Here is a 17,699-nt window from a genome sequence, read left to right as displayed (position 1 = left end):
AAAAGTAAACAAGAATATGCAAAAAATAGAAATTATTAATTTAGAATACGCCTTCCCGATAGGAAAATCCAAATTCAACCTGAAATAAACCTTCTTCGAATTGAAACAAGATGAGCAAATAAAACAGAAGGAACTATAAAAGAAGGCAACCATACATATGGAAATTGGAGCACAGCAGTATTCGGTCTTTCAAACGATAATTTTTGAAATGGCCCTGGTGCAGATAAGATCCCCAAGATCACTATATTCAATAAAAATAAAAGGCCTATTATATTCCAAAGCAAAATCCAATTTTTAGAAGAAGCCTTATTCAAAATGAAATAAGCCGCGATAGGAGCAGTCAGGCCAATCAGAATGTCGAAGTTCCAACCGGCAAATGTCATACTGATAGGGACCCAACCATACATCGCTAACCAGTATAAAACAAGCTCAACCGGAATTCTTGCCAAATGTAAGTACGTTAAATTCTCCCCAGGGATCTGATCCATCCAAGCTCTACTAGAAGGAAAAATAAAAAGTAAAACCAAGAACAAAACCGGCGGGGCCACCATGCACAAAAATCTAGGAGGAAAAGAATCTGTAACCAGATAGAATCCGGTCCCGCTTAAGATTCCTTGTAATACAAGCCAGGCCGCTAAACCCAAAAGAATCAAAGAAGAGCCGATCCAATTTTTTCTAGAACCTAGAACAAGTGAGAAAAAATATCCTAAAATAGCAAATACGGTAGAACCGAAAACTATTGGAACAAGCGGTGGGAGATGAGCCGACATTACGATCTCCAAAATGAGGCCCAAATCATTAGAATTTCAGAAAATAAGGCAATCATTTTCCTCGAAATTTCGGCCAATTCTCCTCCTCCTTTTTCACCTAAGCGTCGTATTTTGTTGGAATTCCTACAAGATTCTCTTCTAATAATTGGATAGAACTAGTTTCCAGGATAAACCATGTCTTCCCAGAATTTCCCTTTTTCGATCTCCCGATTTAAGCTGTTTCAATTTTTTGCAATCTTATTCATCTCCGTTTCTCTGATCGGAATTTTCGCGGAACCCAAAAAAGGAGTCCACGAAGACGTTTTCGAATATAAGGTGAAGAAGAACGATACTTTATCTAAGATCGCAAAAGAATTCCTTCAAGATCCAAGGAACTGGAAAGAATTATTAAAATATAATGAAATTCCAAACCCGTCTTTGATCAGAGAAGGCACAACTCTTCTCATCCCGGGCTTTTTAAGAAAGGATACTATCTCTGCAACAGGAGAGATCATAAAACCGAATGCAGGTCCTGTAGCGGTTGCTGATTTCCAAAAAGGACAAGTTCAATTCTCCAGAGATTTTACACCGACAGGACTTCCCGCAAGTTGGTCCAAACTTTCCAAAGATCAATTATTGAATATGGATGATTGGGTCCAAACAGGACAAGGTTCTTCTTCTAAAATTATATTTACCAAAAATGGAACAATTGTTGAGTTAAGAGAAAAAACCTTAACTAAGATCGTAAAAACAACTTCAGAATCCATATCGGAATACAAACTGAACAAGGATGGGGGAATTCTGGAACTCAAGTCCGGATATCTGGAAGCTAAGGTCCCTCCTAAAAAGCCAGGAGATGATACTCGCAAATTTATGGTGGTAACTCCAACAGCAGTGGTGGGAGTGAGAGGAACTGAATTATATGTAAATGCCCCAGATCCAGAAAACACTACGGTGGGATGTTACAAAGGAGAACTAGAGGTCTCCGCGGAAGGAAAAACAGTGGCGGTCCCTGCCGGATTCGGAACTACTGTGGTAAAAGGACAGGCTCCTTCCAAACCGGAAAAACTTCCCGAAAAGGTTGAGTTAGAGTGAGAATTCTGGATCAGAATATTATAAAATTCAAATTTTCATTTTTATTATCTTTCATGCTTCTACTTTCGGGAGAGGCATTTTCCGAACAACAAAGAGTAAGCCTTCGCTGGAAACCCAGCCAAGGTGCTGAAAGTTATTTGATCGAACTTTCAGAAGATAGAGAATTTTTAAGAATCCATCATTTTTATAAGACCAAAAACTTTCGTTACGAATTCAATTCACAGGATTCTAAATTTTATGTGCGAGTAGTTGGGATCACTATGGACGGAGTAAGAGGAGTCTCTTCTCCCATTATTTCTTTAGCAGATAAATTCGCCGCAGCCCCTAAGGTAAAAGTAGAAAGACCTTCTACAGTTGTCGCTTCTTCGGAAGAATTGCGGATCTCACTGGGTGATCCTAAAACCAGCGGACCTTCTTCAAATTCTCCCGGATCTCCTAACTCTCAAAAGCAAGTTCCCGTTTCCACGTATTACAGAGTAAATGGAGGAGAATGGCAAAAGTATGAAGGTTCCATTTCTCTTTCTCAAGAAGGTTGGAACGAGGTAGAATTTTATTCCGAAGATATCTTAGGAAATAAGGAAACACCTAAAAAGACAAAATACCTGAAAGATACCACCGCACCACAAGTCCGTTTGATAGGAGAGAAGAAGGGACAATCCGGCCTGATAGAGATTAAATCCGGAGCAGAACTTACATTACAAGTTACTGAAGAAGGTTCCGGAATGGAAGAGATCACGATCAATCTTGCCGCAAGAGATGGAAGCGGAGCTGAAGTGAATCTAACTCTTTCCGGAGAAGAGGCAAAGAAACCGATCAAAATTTCTTCTTCGGGCATAGATGGTCTTTCCATTCTTCGTTGGGAAGCAAATGATAAGGCTGGCAATTATATCCAATCAGAGATCCCATTATTGATAGATGCAAAACATCCGGTCTGCGTCTTCGCTCCTACGGAAGGTAAACTCAGAGAAGACGGTATCTATTATTTAAAGGAAAACGGACTCATTGCAATTCGTTGCGAAGACCCAGGCACAGGTTCAGGACTTTCTAAATTAGAATACAAGATCGGTAATGGTCCGGCTCAGTCCTATCAAACTCCAATCGGATTCAATACTGGAATTCACACTGTGACGATTTATACTTCAGATAGAGTAGGAAACCAAGCAGAGTTCAAGATCAAAGTGAACGCGATAAAACCGGATTGGCAAAAGACCGGATCCGAGCTCCAAGAAAAATAGTTCATTAGATTAATTTAAAGAAGGAAAGAAGAAGAAGGGATCCGTATTTTTCAACGGATCCCTTATGGCGGTTTCTAATTTTCTGTGCTTGGTGCAGCGGAAGAACTTGCAGGTTTAACTGCCGGACTAGGAGCGCTTGGTTTATTATCCACTTTCTGGATCTTAGTTTCAGGAGGAGTTGTATCTACTATAAAAGCGATCTTCTTAACTTCGCTTTCGTTACCTACCGAATCCACCGACTTCGCTTCGATCGTATGATTTCCTTGTGCTTCTACAGAAACAGGATCAGCATATGATTTCCATTCTCCAGAATCCAATTTGTAAAAGATCTGTTTAATTCCGGACAATGTATCGGAAGCCTTGATAGTAAATGCATTCCCACTTTTTACGAAAATTTTATCTTTTACTGTTACAAGAGCAGAACCGAAAAGTTCAACCGATGGTTTTTCTTGGTCCACAGTTACTGCCAAAACAGAATCGGTAGAAGTATTACCGGACTTATCAGTTGCAGAAAACTTAATAGTGTTTACTCCAGCTTTTTCCAACTGGATCGGCTTACCATCATACACTTTTGGTTCAGAACCGTTGATAGAGATCTTGATATCCTGAACACCGGCTAGATTGTCCTGAGCAGTGATGGAATAAGTCAGAGCTTTAGTAGCATAGTTCGTATTTTCATGAACGATAAGTGCAGCACTCGGAGTGATCTTGGTAGAAGGAGGAGTATTATCCACAAGAACGTTAAAATGTTTTTCCGGTTCCTTATTTCCCGCTTTATCTACCGCTCTATAAGTGATCTTTGTTAGACCTTCTCTTACTAATGTGATAGATGAAACGTATTTAGTATAATCCCCGGACCCGATCTTGTATTCGATATAATCTACAGTGGAACCTTCGTCCTTAGAGTTGAATTCGAAGGAAGATTGAGAGTTAATATATAGATCCGGTTTTTCTCCGGAAGATGATTCCCTTTCTGTTCCAGACGGTTTAGTAGTTTCCGCCTTAGGAGTAGTAGATTTCGGAGGAGTAGTCGTGCCTGGCGATGTTTGAGCGAGAATAGCGCTGGAGACTAGCATACTTGCTAGAAGGACCCATAAGGGATTGCGATTCATTCTTTTCTCCAATGGAAAATTAGTGTTATCACTGTTTGACGACAAAAAATCCACAGAATCTTCTCATTCTACATAAGAAATTCAAAAAAATTCCGACTAAATTTCGTCGACTTAGGGTGAGAAAAATTTTCTATTTCTTTTCCTTTTTGGAGAAGGACCCGGACTTCCAAAATTTATAGACTGGCAAAAAGCTGCCTAAAACGGGCAATAACATCAAAATAGCGTAACTTCTCGAAAACAAACTTGCCGCCTCATTCTGGACCACAATTGTAGAATTATACAAAGTCAGATCAGAAACGATCACTACACATAAATCGTAATTTTGTAATGTAGAATATACAAAATAAACAGGAATATAAGCGATATAAAAATACAAACAGACCAAGAATGGAAAGGCTACAAGCGCCTGTCCCACCAATCCTCCGGAAGGGACCCCAAACCATATTAGAAAAAGGCTTAATACTGAGATCGCGAAAGATGCCTGAGTGAATAAAAGAAAAATGCTATCATCACCTTGCGTGCAGGTCCCCGCTTCTGCCAAAACGATACATAACGGAATGAGTAAGAATAGAAGGTCTCCGAACCAAAAGAGGGTTTTCTTGAGTATAAGCATTTATTTCGACAAAAATTCCATTAGAGCGATCGCGTTGTTATATTCCAAATTTTTAGAAGAATATAAAAAGGTGATCACTTTTTCATCCAAAGAGTCTTTTAATTTTTCTAAACCTTCCGGATTGGATCTCAATTCTGCCCAATATCTTTTTTTAAATTCAACCCAATGTTCAAGATCATGACCATACCAATTTCTGAGTTCGTTACTGGGAGAGATTTCTTTCAACCATAGATCGATTTTTCCGGATTCTTTACTGATCCCTCTCGGCCGAAGACGATCTACTAAAATTCTTTTTCCATCGTCTTTGGAAGGAGATTCATAAACTCTTTTGATCTTTATCTGCATTACTCTCATAAAATAAAGTCTTTCGGATCCCTTCTGGGACTATAAAAATGGTAGTCACTTTTCCCCAAGCGTGCCAACATCTGGATCTTTTCTCCTGGTTTTAAAGAAGATTCGAATTCATTTCTAATAGGATCCATTTCAGGATACTCTTGTAAAATCTGACTCATTGGATGAAGCGAAAATCCGTTTTTAGTAGCAGCCAAATGAACACGGAGATAATCTCTACCCGCTTGGACCCAATCAATAACTTCGTTATGATCCGTTTTTAAAAAAATAAATCCCTTAGAACTTTCCACCATTGAAGCAAACATATCCATTCCTGCTTTTTTATTTTCAGGTGAATGCCAACTTTCTGCTCCATGTTTTAAGAAAAAATTTCGAGCGAAATAATATTTCAAACCGGAAGTCCCATTTGCTCTGAGAGAAATACCATCTTTAAATTTTCCGATCTCTTCGTCATTGTAACGAAACCAAACTCTGGACTCTTCATATGTTCTGTAAGTGTCCGTTTCCATCTGCATCGCAGCGATCAATTGATTGCTTAATTGTTCCGATCCTGGCTTAGGAACAAATTTCAGTTCGGAATACAAAACAGTAGAATCTTTGCGGATCTTTTCAAAATCTTCCTGAGTTAGATCTTCTCCTTCAAAAACACTTCTTCTCGTTACCCTTTCCGAAATAAATTCAGACAAGGGATTTCGGATCAGATCTTCCTGTTTGTTTAGAACAATTTTTGCGATCGGTTTTTTGCCCATATCTGCAATCGTATACTTCCCATCCGGAAAAAGAGAAACTTCAGAAGAATAACCTAATACTTGAATTCCTAAACTTAAGTTCTCTATAAATGTACCTTGGCCAATATGAATTTGCCGAAAGGTTGGATCCGTATCTTTTAATAAACGTTTTTCATCCACGTATAAAAGTGCGGAATGGTCATTGATAATTTTGAATTTCCAAGGTTGCACATTATGAGGGTTCGGTGCAGTGATCCCGATACGGATAGCCTTTAGGATCGGAGAAACATTCTCGGAAAGAAATTCAGGATCGAATGGATCTTTTCTTTCATAATCATATCTTTCCTTGGAAGAATTTTTACAATATTGTAAAATCTGAGAAGTTGATAGAATGACACCGAAACTAATACCGTATTTCAAAAATGTTTTGCGACTAATGGAAACCATGGCCGAAAAACCTAATGCAAGCTAAAGCCTAGTCAATCTAATTCGGAGAAATCATTCCCAATAATTTATCATCAATTCTTTAGACCAATCGGGCTGAGAGATACCGGACATTGGTAGGAATTCCCTCATCACAGGTTTTATATCCACCACCGGAGTTCCATCAATCGCGTCCAAATATTTTACCAAAAGTTTTTTACCGTCCCTTCTCAAAAGTTCTACAATCGTAGAGCCTATATGATTCGGTCGATTTTTCTTTCTCTGGGCAAAGATCCCGACTTTAGGCCATCTTTTGTTTTCTCTAGGATGTTCACTGCCCAACACAGGCTCTAATCCGACAGCTTTATGAAAGATATATATGATTTCCAAATGGGAGAATGTATCGATCCCATCTAAGGACTCAGCGGGAATATTATCCTCTAACTCGATCTCGGAAACAATTTCCGCCCAGTAATCATCCTGGATCTCCGATCTTGAGTTCGAGACCTTTGCGATCGGCCGAATCGTAAATTCCATAAAAGCCTCTTTCAATCTAAAAGATGTCTTAAGAGACGAATTAAAATGCTCTTAGGCAAGAAATTAATAAGCGAAGTGGTTTAAAATATTAGGAGAATGCAGGAACCGACTAATAACGTCAGCCCTGCATTAGTTAGGTTTAGTTTCCTGCTTCCGGTTTTGCGTTTAGATATTCTTTAAATTTTTCAAGATCATCTTCTACGACCGGGATGGTAATCGGCTCTGCTCCAGAATATAAGCGAATAGCAAATCCATTAGATTTTAATATCGCTTCTTCATCTTCCTTTTTCAACAAAAAGGTCGCATTAAGAAATACTGCAGTGCTTGCTTGAGTACTCACGCTAGTTTTCGTCCCACTGGCGCCATAACCACCGGCATTGGTAGCACCTGAAGAAAAGCCTGTATTATTCGCCGTAGAAGAACTTGTAGTTCTAACAGTAGTTACGGTTTGTGCAGAAACATTTCCGAAAGCTAAAGGAAAAGTTTTTTCTCCGATTTTCAGAAAACCAGTGCGCTCAATCGGATTATTCATAGTCGTCGCATGAACCTTAACTCTCGTAACGGTCGGAATTAAAGTTTCTTTGCCCAATTCGCGAGTGAAATCAAACTCAACTATGTATTTTGTGAGAAATGAATCGATAAGAGTACCCGGATACGATTCTTCCGCCTTAAGCTGCAATTTCAAATTTACAGTATGAGTATTTTTAAAAGTGTCTTTTGTAATCCTTACTGTACCGAACATACATCCAGTCATAACAGATATCAAAATGGACAAAATGAATATTCTCTTAAACAAGTCGATTCTCCAATTTATATATAGAATCCAATTACTTGCAAATCTACGACAGGTCAAGATAGTAATTTTATAATTTATGATAATAAATTGAATCAGGAACGTTACTTCATTTGGGATAACGTCCCTTTAGATATATACCTAACGCATTTCATTCTAAATTCCTAATATAACCAGGAAATACTGGTCATTCTTGTTCCATCCCAGGTTTAGCTCTTAGAAATTTTTTCAGAGCCTCCAAGTCGTCTTCTACAAAAGGAATGGTAATCGGTAAAGCTCCAGAATAGAGTCTGATTGCAAAATATTTAGAAGCCAGCAACTCCAATTCCTGCTCTTTAGTTAATAAAAACGTGCCTGTAAGTTCCTTATGAGTACGACTACTTGTGCTTGTAGAAGTTTTGGTTTCTGTAGACGGACCTTTTCCAAAAGAACTAGTAGAACTAGAAAGACCCGAAGAATTATTCTTTGTGGTTGTAGTGGTCGTCACATCGGTATTATATGTTGTCACAGCACGAGCATCTAGGTTTCCCAAAACCAAGGTTGAATCCTTAGTCCCAATTCTCAAGAATCCACTCCTTTCCAACGGATAACTATCTGCAGCGGCGATAACTGTGAATCTTGCTACTGAAGAATTTACTTTTGCATTACCAATCTCTCTGGAAAAATCAAAAATAGTTTCGTATCTTACCCAGGTATCCCCGATTCCCTCTTCAGAGATCTGTCTCATTTTCATTGTGACAATATGAGATTTTTTAAAATCATCCTTTATGATGATCACTTTTCCATAAGTACTGCAACCGGTAAGGATCGCGAACAAAAGTAGCGCTGATAATTTTCTAAACAATCGTGTCTCCGTATAAAGGTAATTTTCTAAACAAATTCACACTCCCATACCTATATTGATACAAACATTAAACTTATCCCCTCGTCAAGGGAAACCGGTCAGCTTTCCTGAGTAAAACCAAACCTCGCTATTTCATTGACAGGGGATCGGTACCAAGATCCACTTTAAATTGTGGACCGAAATCGTATCGCATTAGCAGTCACCTTTGTAGTCACCATTCTCTCCTTATTCGTAGGACTTATTAATTTAGTATCCAACGTCTCTTCCTCCAAATTAACGAAAGTTGATGCAGGTTCCGGATTCGGGACCGACAGACTGGGAGCGGCCCTGATCAAGATAGAAGGAGAGATCCACTCCGGACATTCCAGCTATGATTCAGCGGGAGCTCAAACCATATTAGAGCAACTTAGATCAATCGAAGACGATTCTAATATCGTAGGCGTCTTAGTAGAGATCAACTCACCGGGTGGATCCGTAGGTGCTTCCCAAGAAATCTATAAAGAGTTAATGTATCTCCGAAAAGATAAAAACAAAAAGATAGTCGTGTCTATGAAGGATATCGCAGCTTCCGGCGGGTATTACATAGCTTCGGCTGCGGATAAAATTTTTGCGTTAGGCGGAACTCTAACCGGCTCTATCGGAGTAATTGCGATTGCACCGAATATCAAAGGGCTTTTGGAAAGATACGGAGTAAAAGTCCGGACCTTCAAAGAAGGAAAGTATAAGGATTCTCTTTCTCTTTTCAGGGATAGCACTCCGGAAGAAGATGCAATGATCCAAAAAATGCTCTCCGATACTTACGAAGAATTCATAGAAGATGTTGCCAAAGGAAGAAACCAAACTGTAAAATTCGTAGAGGCTCTGGCAGAAGGAAGGATCTACTCCGGACAAGACGCATTCCGAAACAAATTGGTGGACGATATCGGAGGAAGAAGAGAAGCATTAGCAGAGCTTTCCAAACTTTGCAATTATGATGGAACCCTTCCATTATTCGAAGAAGAAGTAAATCCTTGGGAAAGATTCTTCCAGCTTATGCAAGCAAAGTCAGGAGGATTTTTCGGTGGAGAAAAAGCATTTCTTCAAGAACTCAAACGTTCTCCTGTTTTAGTCTTATATCCTCATTCTATGGCATGGTAATCCTGTGTTGAAAGAATTATTCGGCAGATTTATAGACCTTTTAGACGCAGTGCTATTCGAACCGTTTCGAGTGGAGAATGTAATTTCTTCTTGGGGAACTTATCCGCTTAAATTGGTAGGCATTGTAGTTCTGTTACTTGCGGCGACAAGTGCAGGGGCCGGTTATGTTTTCATAACTCCTCCTTTTACAGGCAGAAGTTTCGGGCAATTCCTCATTGCAGCATTAACTCACCTACTATTCTTCATACTTTTACCGTATGCAATTGCATTCATAGTAGACGGTCTTGCTCAATCTAACGGGAAAAAGGGAAATGCAAATATCACTCTTAGATTCGTAAACCTTTCTCTTTCTCTTTTTATTTCCACGGCTGCCTGGGCAATTCTTCTCGCCCAATTAGGAGTCAAAGGTGGATTCGGAGTAGTTACTTTATATTCGATCCATTATGGATTATTTATGGCAGTATTAGTTCGAGGGACTTCCTATATTTATGATCTGAAATTTAAGGATTCCTTTCGCATCAATATTATTACTTTCATTATAACCTTCTTCCTACCGTTGGCGATGTATTCAGCGGTCATCACATCGTTTAATCCTTCTCTCCCGTAAATTATATAATATGAATATTCTAATCACCAACGACGACGGGATCTCTTCCAATGGGATCCTTGCTTTGGAAAAAATTTTAGGGAAAGAACATAATACCTATCTAATCGCTCCTCTAAAAGAACGCTCCGCAACCTCTATGGCATTGAGCATCTATGATTCTATGAGAGTGGAAAGAGTAAACGAGAACCATTATATAGTAGATGGATTTCCTGTGGACTGCGTGAATATAGGACTTCATGGAAATATCTTTCCTAAAATAGACTTGGTGCTCTCCGGGATCAACCGAGGAGTAAATATGGGACATGACGTGCATTATTCGGGAACGGTAGGAGCAGCACGACATGGAGCCATCCATAACAGAAAAAGTATAGCTGTTAGCTCTGGAAATTTGGATAAAAACTACGATTATTTCAAAGAAGCGGAATTGATCCGCGAAGTCTTGAACTCTTGGACAGAGGAATTTTTATCCGGAATTGTTTATAATATCAACATCCCTGAAAAATTCGAGAACTCACTTTCTTCCATCGAAGTGGCTAAATTGGGCAGAAGGACCTATATAGACACTTACGAATCCAAGCCGATCATTGGCGGGATCTCGGACTTTTTTTTAGGAGGTTCTCACCTAGGACATGTTCCTGAAGAAGGTACCGATTTCGATATATTCTTTCATGGAAAGATACCGATCACTCCTTTAAGTTTAGATCAAACTTCTCCGCTTGAATTAGAAGAATTTAGAAAAAGGATCCGGGTTAAATCGAAGTAAATGGAAAAGAAAACTCCGAGAAAAATCCCAGCCAAAAGAAGGATTTTCACTGAAATTCTGAAAGAAAATTATACTGTCGCGATTACTTTAATCGACAGAGAAATATCCGAGACTGGAAAAGATCCGGAACTACTTTATAATTTTGCAATATGTTGTTCCAGGACCGGAAATCACAAAAAGTGTGTTTCAGTTATCGAAGAGCTCTTGGAAGAATTTCCAAAATTCTCTGAAAGGGATAACGCGTTCAGGATGATGATCTATTCACTGATCCGGACGGGAGATTATAAAACAGCTCTGGCAAAAACGGAAGAACGTCTCAAGCTTTCATTGGATGATATCATTCTTCTTTCCCTAAAAGCGTCCGCTTTGGAAAAATCCGGAGACGCGAAAGGCGCAATCGAGACTCACCTAAGAATTTTACGACTAAGACCTGAGCAAAAAAACAGCCTAAATTCCGTAGCATATCTGCTTTTAGAAGGAAAAGAACCTAATCCGGAAGAACTCAAACTGGCGATGGAAAATATCAAGAGGGCTTTACAGTTGGATCCGGAAAATCCGGCTTATTTGGATTCTTTCGGAGTTCTACTTTCCAAATTAGGAAAACCCGAAGAAGCCAGAAAAGCCTTCGAAAAGGCGATTACCAAAGCTCCAACCGAAGATATCATTTTAGAGCATTTGAAAAAACTATCACAAACAAATAGACAAGCGACTTGACACCTCGCCTTTCCGCGAAATCATGGACTTCGATCCGGGATGTAGCGCAGTGGTAGCGCATCTGTTTTGGGTACAGAGGGTCGCAGGTTCAAATCCTGTCATCCCGAATTCCTCTTTCTCAAAGAGACTCGGTAGCTCAGTTGGATAGAGCAACTGCCTTCTAAGCAGTGGGTCGGGGGTTCGAATCCCTCTCGGGTCACCAAATATGGTGGACGTAGCTCAGTTGGTAGAGCTCCAGATTGTGGTTCTGGCTGTCGCGGGTTCAAGCCCCGTCGTTCACCCCACCCTTTTCCAATTCCCATTTCTCTTCCGTTAGTCCTTTTTTCCAAATTTGATTCGGCTTAGATTCGGAACGAATAAAACCGAAACGTTTGTATAAATTTCTAGCAGCATCCAAATTGCTTAGGGTCCAAAGAAAAATAGAAACGTTCTTGGATTCGGCATAATCCACTGCAAGGGTCAGCAGATTTTTGCCGATCCCTAAATTCCTAAATTTAGGTTCCGTATAGAACCAACGGATCTGAGAAAGATTTTTTCCGGAATGAATGATCGAGATAGCACCTGCGATATTTCCGTTAGATTCCGCTATCCAGACCCTATCAAATTCGGTTCTATTTTTTAGATATTCAGACATTCCAAGTATCAAATATTCTTCGAATGAATCACTGAACTTATATTCGTTTTGATACAGTATGGCTTGTCTATGGATCATGTAACCTAGATCTCCAATCCTTGCTTCCCTATAGATCACGGGAGATACTTCTTTGGAAAGGACCCTCATCACAAAATTCATAGAAGAAACCAATTCATCTTTATCAGGATCAGAACAGTTTTTGAGCAAACCGGAAATCTGAGAATTAGAAGATAGGATCAATCTAGATAGAACCTCCCTTCCTTTTTTCGTTAGTTCCAAATGAAGAATACGGGAATCGTCCCGATTTGGAGTTCTTTTTAAAATTCCCTTCTTCTCAAATTGCTGGATTGTCCTACTTAGATAACCTTTGTCCAAATTTAATAAGCGAACCAATTGACCGGCAGTGATATCCTTAGAATGTCCGATCTCGTATAATAATCTCGCTTCGGTTAGAGAATATTCACTATTCAAAAAATGATTATTTAGAAGTCCTAAAGCGTTAGTGTAATACCTATTAAATTCACGAATGGAATCTACATAATCTTTCATAAAAAAATATTATAACTATTAGTTGCCAAAAGCAACTAATAAATACAGGAATCTGCGGAGAATCTTGGTGCAACCGAACGCTATTTTGCAAAAAACAAAACAATCCCTGCTATCGTAATATCCGCAAAGAAATGCACTAACACTGGGTAATAGATTCCCTTACTCAAAATCCGAATGAGCCCGGTCATCAAACCGTAGATCGCAGCGAGTCCAACTCCCACCCAGCCGCGTGGAAATCCATTCAGATGTAAAATCCCAAAACTGAATGCTTGGAAAACGAAAGCCCAATAAAGTGAAAGCCTCGCAGTTAACAACGCCTCAAACAAAATCCCTCTAAATAAAAACTCTTCTGCGATCGCATTCAAAATCGCAAAGCCGATTCCGGATGCGATAAGCACAGGGATATCTCCTTTTGGAAAATTCTCTTTGATATCGCTGATATCAGGGTCCAAAAGATAAAACCAAAGAAATAAAGCAATACTTGCAGACAAAACAAATAGAACAGAAAGTCCCAAGACTTGTTTGGAAACTTCTCCCTTGATCCACCAACGTAATAGCCCAGCTTTGCGGATTTTTGAAAAAGCCAAGAAGTAAAAAACTAAGGCTACAATCAGAGTTCCAGGCCAGAGATTTTTGGCATATGGAAATATATTAATAAAAGATAATATGAATAACGGGATATTTAGGTATAATAAGGATTTCCATTTAAATTGGAATCCGATTAGTAGGAATAGAAGGAGAAGGATCGGAACTACAAATAAGGCTCGAACTTCTTCAAAAACTGCGGTGCTAAAAACGGAGACAGATAGAAGGATCAGGAGACTTTCTTTATTCCCAGCTCTGTATTCAGGTAAATCGATTCCGCCAGTTCCCGAAAAATTCATCCAAGTACCTAAAACTTATTCGAAAAGCTGAATATCCGAAATACAAGAATCCGGACCAATGTTTTCAAAAGTCCCCTGTACTGCCCAGATCCAAATTCCATGAGGATATTCTTTTTGAGGAACAGGAGCTGCGTCCTTCTTCAGATAAACTGTTGCAGTTTCAGATCCGGAAAAATCCAAAACGATCGAACTATATTCAGTATCGTTAGGAAGTCTGGATTCTTTATCGACATTGATCGCTTCTCGTTCTAAAACTTTTAGAGAAAGAGGAGGAGTATTTTTAGAACAAGCGATTATCCGCAAACCTTTCCAATTTGTAGGAACATAAATCCCGGACTTTAAGCGATGAGAAAGCCTTAACTCCAAATCAAAATCAGTCTTCATGGAAGAAGGTCTTAACTTTCTCCACTCAGTATCCAAATTTCCGTCGGCCAGATAAGGCGCCTGAGAAGATCGATCCACTAAATAAGAATCAGTGAAATCGAAACGTAAAAAAGGAGGTTCGGATTTATAGGACTCCAATTTGGAATTCGTGGTAGAATACAGATAATAATTGGAAAAAACCAATCCGGCAACGAAAACCGCTGCCCAAATTTTTGAAATGGCGTTCAATTTTAAAAAATCCACTCATTCAAGTATGTCGATTTCCCAACTCCGAATCAAGAAGGATTTCCTTTCTTCTTGTCGAAAGAAAACCGATTTCGAATCATGATCTCGGAAAGAAATTTCTTAGGAAGGCGGTTCTCGAAATGCTTATTGGAATTACCGGCGGCACGGGACTCATAGGATCCATGTTGGCGATCCGCTTGAAGGCAGAAGGACATAGAGTCCGCATCTTCAGCAGAAGCGGAAAATTGCCGCCCAGACTCCAAAGAATTTCAGAATGGGACGTTCGGATCGGCTCACTCCCCACCAGGGCAGATCTAGAAGGAGTAAACGTTCTAATCAACCTCGCAGGCGAACCGATCGCAGGAGTTCGCTGGACCCCTGAATACAAACAAAGGATCCGTTCTTCTCGCGTAGATTTCACAAGGGACCTTGTCGCAAGACTCACTTCCATGGGAGAATTTGCACCCAAGACATTCTTCAACTCTTCTGCAATCGGAATCTACGGATCTTATGATGCGGGAACCCCGCCATTCGACGAAGATAGTCCTGCCTCGGACGATGAGTTAGGCATCCTTTGCAAAGACTGGGAAGAAGAAGCTTTAGAAGCAGAAAAATCAGGGATCCGAACAGTCCTCTTAAGAACGGGAGTTGTTCTCACTACGGAAGGCGGAGCACTCGCAACAATGCTTCCTGCATTCAAATTATTCGCGGGTGGACCGATCGGAAGCGGAAACCAAATCCTATCCTGGATCCATATCGAAGACCAACTCTCCGCAATCATGTTCTTAATCAGAAAAGAAGAAGCAAAAGGAGCATTCAACCTTGTATCTCCTGAGCCTCTTTCCAATGAGCAGTTCAGTAAGGCACTTGCAAAAACTCTGGGGCGCCCTTCGTTCACAAGAGTCCCTTCTTTCGCACTCTCACTCGCATTCGGCGAAGGTGCCATCGTGGCAACCCATGGCCAAAGAGTGGTGCCGAAAAGGCTCCAAGAGCTGGGTTATAAATTCAGATATCCGAATTTGGAAGCAGCACTCCGAAATTTACTTGGATAGTCGCGTTTTCCTGAAGTCCGTGTTGGTGCGGACGATAAGTTTTTCGAAAAATTCTCCAAACTTCCAAAAACGGATTGTCCGATTCGATTTAGAATGGGTCTAATCTTCGTATGGAAAACACAATGCCTGGTTCATTCAACGAACTTCTCAAAACACATGATAAACCCATCCTAGTAGATTTCTGGGCCGAATGGTGCGGTCCTTGTAAAATGGTAGCCCCTGAGCTGGAAAAATTTGCACAAGCTCACCCAGGGCAAGTCACCGTAGTAAAAGTCAATATAGACGAAAAACCTGAATTGGCTCAACAATACGGAGTTCAGTCCATTCCGACTCTGATGTTATTCAAAGGCGGAGAAATCGCTGAAAAGGTGGTGGGAGCAATTCCACAGGCACAAATGGAGAAAGTTTTTGCCCCTAAACTGGCTTAACTTTTTACGGGCCCGAGCGGAGTCGAGGGCCCGCGATTACCAATTCACGATCTCGTCTACTTCTTCCTGATCTAAACGGAAAGACTCATAGTCTCCGAAAGTTTTAGGAAGGGTCCTAAATAAGAAAGCGCCAAAACCTTTCACAAAAGAATCGAATCTGGATCTTTTAGAACCGGATGTTCTATCAAAAACTGCCTGCTCTAAAAACTCGGAAAGAACGAGCGCGCCATAAGCCTGATCTGAAAGATCCACTCTATAAGTTTCTTTCCATTCTCTAGGCTTTTCTTCAATACTCTTATTCCAATCTAATAGAAGATTTTCTCCTAGTTCTGCAGCGGCCTTTAACTCTGGATATTTTTTTGCAGAGTCAAAATTTTTCTTTAATTCCGAAACGAAAGAATCTCTGATCTTAGCACGATTCATCGCGCCAAGTGCATGGTCTGTGATGATCAAATGAGTTCCTTCCCAGGTCTCGTTGATTATACAATCATTATGAAGTCTTGGCAAACAAGTGTAATCACCGATAATTCCGGAACCACCCAATGCCATAATCGCTCTATGAGTAATCTGAGAAGAAAGAGAGGAAGATCTATATTTCATCAAAGGAGTAGAGATCTGTTCCGCTAAAATTCCTTTTTGGGTCCAATCAATCCCGCGGAAAATCGGCATGACCAAAGCGGCATACAAAATCCTCATCTCAGCAAGCTCTCTGGAATATGCAGGAAAATCTTGGATCTTCTTTCCATAAGCTGTTCTGTATCTGGAATATTCTCTTGCTTCCATGAATGCTCTTCTGGACATTCCGGAAGCGGCAAGACCCACGTGAACTCGAGAAGTTCGGATCACATAACGGATCAAGTTTGCAATTCCATGAGCCGGTCTTCCTAAAGCCTCTGCTTCTAGATCTTCGTATACGATCTCTACAGTGAGTTTTCCTTTAGAACCTATAATATCTTTTTTTCTTAATATATGATGTCCGTTCAGTTCCCCATTATCCTTGATCCTTGGGACTAGGAATAATCCTACTGTTTCGGTATCTTCTATCTTAGCTGTTGTGACCCAAAGATCTCCCGGATTAGAACAAAACCATTTTTCTCCGTTTAAGATCCATTTTCCGTCTTCGCCCTTGCGGGCAATCGTGCGGTTGGCACCAACGTTGCTTCCTCCGACTCTTTCTGTAACATACTGTCCCGCCATAAAATGGGAGAAGGAACCCTTTCCAGCGACCAAAGGAAGATATTTCTTTTTTTGCTCATCCGTTCCAATTCCCTGAAGAACTCGGATCATACCTTCAGTCATTGCTAAAGGACAAGTAACTCCTCCTTCTCCATTCTGGTTTGCGAGATAGGTCAAGGCCTGTCTATGAAGATCCGTAAAAGGAAACTTCCATTCATCATGAAAATCTAAATTAACAATTCCGTAATCATAGGAGATCTTTCTGGAAAGTTTTTGTTCGTGGGAATAAACGATTTGATCAATGCGATTTCCTGTTCGATCATATTTGACTACTTCTCCGTATTTACCTTCTTTGTGGCTAGCGTCGGTAAGTTCGTCTAAGATGCCTCCGACTAATTCCCCATAGCCTTTGAGGTGATCTAACATCGCTTTTTTATGATCCGGTTTGTAATCGGAAGAGTATCTTTCCACTACTCTCTGGAGGATCTTATCCTCTTCGTAAAAGTTTTTACCCCTATTTCCTTTATAACCCGTTAAGTCGTAAGAAGATAAACCCGGGTTTTCAGCTAAACGTAATGGATGATTCATAATATTTCCCTTTAAAGAACGGCGACCTGATACCGCTATCATAAGCGAATACAACTCGACTGCCAGAACTTTTTAGTT

At 40.1% G+C, this 17,699-nt stretch carries 20 protein-coding genes and 3 tRNA genes; 11 read left to right on the top strand and 12 right to left on the bottom strand.

Annotated features, from left to right (window positions below):
- Window positions 1–74: 74 nt before the first annotated feature.
- Window positions 75–770, bottom strand: coding sequence for a hypothetical protein (locus CH352_RS01460; protein ID WP_100706497.1), 696 nt, complete (start codon window positions 768–770; stop codon window positions 75–77).
- A 174-nt stretch (window positions 771–944) separates the two neighbouring features.
- On the opposite strand from CH352_RS01460, the gene CH352_RS01455 reads away from it, so the two are divergent.
- Together CH352_RS01455 and CH352_RS01450 are read left to right on the top strand one after the other, a co-directional pair.
- Window positions 945–1,844, top strand: coding sequence for a FecR family protein (locus CH352_RS01455; protein WP_100706498.1), 900 nt, complete (start codon window positions 945–947; stop codon window positions 1,842–1,844).
- Window positions 1,841–3,079: a hypothetical protein gene (locus tag CH352_RS01450; RefSeq protein ID WP_100706499.1), complete on the top strand. Its 1,239-nt coding sequence runs from the start codon at window positions 1,841–1,843 to the stop codon at window positions 3,077–3,079. Before CH352_RS01455 ends, CH352_RS01450 begins: the two co-directional genes overlap by 4 nt.
- Before the next feature lie 74 nt (window positions 3,080–3,153).
- Here the strand turns inward: CH352_RS01450 and ompL47 are convergent, their stop codons facing one another.
- From ompL47 to CH352_RS01415, 7 genes are all read right to left on the bottom strand, one after another.
- Window positions 3,154–4,191, bottom strand: coding sequence for a multi-beta-barrel domain surface protein OmpL47 (ompL47, locus tag CH352_RS01445; protein ID WP_100706500.1), 1,038 nt, complete (start codon window positions 4,189–4,191; stop codon window positions 3,154–3,156).
- A 130-nt stretch (window positions 4,192–4,321) separates the two neighbouring features.
- A complete protein-coding gene (locus tag CH352_RS01440; RefSeq protein ID WP_100706501.1) occupies window positions 4,322–4,804 on the bottom strand; it encodes a hypothetical protein in 483 nt (160 codons plus the stop codon).
- Window positions 4,805–5,158 (bottom strand): DUF488 domain-containing protein, encoded by a 354-nt coding sequence (locus tag CH352_RS01435; RefSeq protein ID WP_243396293.1) that lies wholly within the window; start codon window positions 5,156–5,158, stop codon window positions 4,805–4,807. It abuts the gene before it with no gap.
- The gene (locus CH352_RS01430) at window positions 5,155–6,330 is read right to left on the bottom strand and encodes an Acg family FMN-binding oxidoreductase (RefSeq protein WP_100706502.1); all 1,176 of its coding nucleotides are present in this window, start codon (window positions 6,328–6,330) and stop codon (window positions 5,155–5,157) included. The genes CH352_RS01435 and CH352_RS01430 overlap by 4 nt, the downstream gene beginning before the upstream one ends.
- Window positions 6,331–6,381: 51 nt before the next feature.
- Window positions 6,382–6,843 (bottom strand): SAM-dependent methyltransferase, encoded by a 462-nt coding sequence (locus tag CH352_RS01425; RefSeq protein WP_100706503.1) that lies wholly within the window; start codon window positions 6,841–6,843, stop codon window positions 6,382–6,384.
- Between the two features lie 139 nt (window positions 6,844–6,982).
- The gene (locus tag CH352_RS01420; RefSeq protein ID WP_243396295.1) at window positions 6,983–7,585 is read right to left on the bottom strand and encodes a hypothetical protein; all 603 of its coding nucleotides are present in this window, start codon (window positions 7,583–7,585) and stop codon (window positions 6,983–6,985) included.
- A 238-nt stretch (window positions 7,586–7,823) separates the two neighbouring features.
- The gene (locus CH352_RS01415; protein ID WP_100706505.1) at window positions 7,824–8,480 is read right to left on the bottom strand and encodes a hypothetical protein; all 657 of its coding nucleotides are present in this window, start codon (window positions 8,478–8,480) and stop codon (window positions 7,824–7,826) included.
- Window positions 8,481–8,651: 171 nt separating this feature from the next.
- On the opposite strand from CH352_RS01415, the gene sppA reads away from it, so the two are divergent.
- From sppA to CH352_RS01380, 7 genes are all read left to right on the top strand, one after another.
- On the top strand, window positions 8,652–9,617 hold the full coding sequence (sppA, locus tag CH352_RS01410) for a signal peptide peptidase SppA (protein WP_100706506.1): 966 nt from the start codon (window positions 8,652–8,654) through the stop codon (window positions 9,615–9,617).
- Between the two features lie 4 nt (window positions 9,618–9,621).
- Window positions 9,622–10,224 carry a hypothetical protein gene (locus CH352_RS01405; RefSeq protein ID WP_100706507.1) on the top strand — a complete coding sequence of 201 codons (603 nt, stop codon included), beginning with the start codon at window positions 9,622–9,624 and terminating at the stop codon, window positions 10,222–10,224.
- 10 nt (window positions 10,225–10,234) lie between these two features.
- The gene (gene surE / locus CH352_RS01400; protein WP_100706508.1) at window positions 10,235–10,987 is read left to right on the top strand and encodes a 5'/3'-nucleotidase SurE; all 753 of its coding nucleotides are present in this window, start codon (window positions 10,235–10,237) and stop codon (window positions 10,985–10,987) included.
- Window positions 10,988–11,701: a tetratricopeptide repeat protein gene (locus CH352_RS01395; RefSeq protein ID WP_100706509.1), complete on the top strand. Its 714-nt coding sequence runs from the start codon at window positions 10,988–10,990 to the stop codon at window positions 11,699–11,701.
- A gap of 35 nt (window positions 11,702–11,736) precedes the next feature.
- Window positions 11,737–11,808 (top strand) — tRNA-Pro (locus CH352_RS01390).
- A gap of 18 nt (window positions 11,809–11,826) precedes the next feature.
- Window positions 11,827–11,903: transfer RNA gene (locus CH352_RS01385), tRNA-Arg, on the top strand.
- Between the two features lie 6 nt (window positions 11,904–11,909).
- A tRNA-His gene (locus CH352_RS01380) sits at window positions 11,910–11,985 on the top strand.
- Here CH352_RS01380 and CH352_RS01375 read toward each other — a convergent pair.
- From CH352_RS01375 to CH352_RS01365, 3 genes are all read right to left on the bottom strand, one after another.
- On the bottom strand, window positions 11,964–12,884 hold the full coding sequence (locus CH352_RS01375; protein ID WP_100706510.1) for a bifunctional helix-turn-helix transcriptional regulator/GNAT family N-acetyltransferase: 921 nt from the start codon (window positions 12,882–12,884) through the stop codon (window positions 11,964–11,966). The genes CH352_RS01380 and CH352_RS01375 overlap by 22 nt on opposite strands.
- Window positions 12,885–12,964: 80 nt before the next feature.
- A complete protein-coding gene (locus CH352_RS01370) occupies window positions 12,965–13,768 on the bottom strand; it encodes a CPBP family intramembrane glutamic endopeptidase (RefSeq protein ID WP_100706511.1) in 804 nt (267 codons plus the stop codon).
- Window positions 13,769–13,783: 15 nt separating this feature from the next.
- Window positions 13,784–14,380, bottom strand: coding sequence for a hypothetical protein (locus CH352_RS01365; RefSeq protein WP_243396296.1), 597 nt, complete (start codon window positions 14,378–14,380; stop codon window positions 13,784–13,786).
- 137 nt (window positions 14,381–14,517) lie between these two features.
- On the opposite strand from CH352_RS01365, the gene CH352_RS01360 reads away from it, so the two are divergent.
- Window positions 14,518–15,429 (top strand): TIGR01777 family oxidoreductase, encoded by a 912-nt coding sequence (locus CH352_RS01360; RefSeq protein WP_100706599.1) that lies wholly within the window; start codon window positions 14,518–14,520, stop codon window positions 15,427–15,429.
- Window positions 15,430–15,551: 122 nt separating this feature from the next.
- Window positions 15,552–15,857: a thioredoxin gene (trxA, locus tag CH352_RS01355; RefSeq protein ID WP_086447225.1), complete on the top strand. Its 306-nt coding sequence runs from the start codon at window positions 15,552–15,554 to the stop codon at window positions 15,855–15,857.
- Window positions 15,858–15,893: 36 nt separating this feature from the next.
- Here the strand turns inward: trxA and CH352_RS01350 are convergent, their stop codons facing one another.
- Complete coding sequence (locus tag CH352_RS01350) at window positions 15,894–17,621, bottom strand: acyl-CoA dehydrogenase family protein (RefSeq protein WP_100706513.1); 1,728 nt, start codon at window positions 17,619–17,621, stop codon at window positions 15,894–15,896.
- Window positions 17,622–17,699 lie beyond the last annotated feature (78 nt).

Source organism: Leptospira hartskeerlii, from assembly GCF_002811475.1.
GTDB lineage: Bacteria > Spirochaetota > Leptospiria > Leptospirales > Leptospiraceae > Leptospira_B > Leptospira_B hartskeerlii.
The sequence above is the reverse complement of the archived record's forward strand: the minus strand, read 5'-3'. Positions and strand labels throughout refer to the sequence as shown.

Bases quoted from the DNA above. Each gene is read 5' to 3' on its own strand.
- CH352_RS01460 (WP_100706497.1), bottom strand. From the start codon at position 770: ATGTCGGCTCATCTCCCACCGCTTGTTCCAATAGTTTTCGGTTCTACC.
- CH352_RS01455 (WP_100706498.1), top strand. From the start codon at position 945: ATGTCTTCCCAGAATTTCCCTTTTTCGATCTCCCGATTTAAGCTGTTT.
- ompL47 (WP_100706500.1), bottom strand. From the start codon at position 4,191: ATGAATCGCAATCCCTTATGGGTCCTTCTAGCAAGTATGCTAGTCTCC.
- CH352_RS01440 (WP_100706501.1), bottom strand. From the start codon at position 4,804: ATGCTTATACTCAAGAAAACCCTCTTTTGGTTCGGAGACCTTCTATTC.
- CH352_RS01435 (WP_243396293.1), bottom strand. From the start codon at position 5,158: ATGAGAGTAATGCAGATAAAGATCAAAAGAGTTTATGAATCTCCTTCC.
- CH352_RS01430 (WP_100706502.1), bottom strand. From the start codon at position 6,330: ATGGTTTCCATTAGTCGCAAAACATTTTTGAAATACGGTATTAGTTTC.
- CH352_RS01425 (WP_100706503.1), bottom strand. From the start codon at position 6,843: ATGGAATTTACGATTCGGCCGATCGCAAAGGTCTCGAACTCAAGATCG.
- CH352_RS01420 (WP_243396295.1), bottom strand. From the start codon at position 7,585: ATGTTCGGTACAGTAAGGATTACAAAAGACACTTTTAAAAATACTCAT.
- surE (WP_100706508.1), top strand. From the start codon at position 10,235: ATGAATATTCTAATCACCAACGACGACGGGATCTCTTCCAATGGGATC.
- CH352_RS01395 (WP_100706509.1), top strand. From the start codon at position 10,988: ATGGAAAAGAAAACTCCGAGAAAAATCCCAGCCAAAAGAAGGATTTTC.
- CH352_RS01375 (WP_100706510.1), bottom strand. From the start codon at position 12,884: ATGAAAGATTATGTAGATTCCATTCGTGAATTTAATAGGTATTACACT.
- CH352_RS01370 (WP_100706511.1), bottom strand. From the start codon at position 13,768: ATGAATTTTTCGGGAACTGGCGGAATCGATTTACCTGAATACAGAGCT.
- CH352_RS01360 (WP_100706599.1), top strand. From the start codon at position 14,518: ATGCTTATTGGAATTACCGGCGGCACGGGACTCATAGGATCCATGTTG.
- trxA (WP_086447225.1), top strand. From the start codon at position 15,552: ATGCCTGGTTCATTCAACGAACTTCTCAAAACACATGATAAACCCATC.
- CH352_RS01350 (WP_100706513.1), bottom strand. From the start codon at position 17,621: ATGAATCATCCATTACGTTTAGCTGAAAACCCGGGTTTATCTTCTTAC.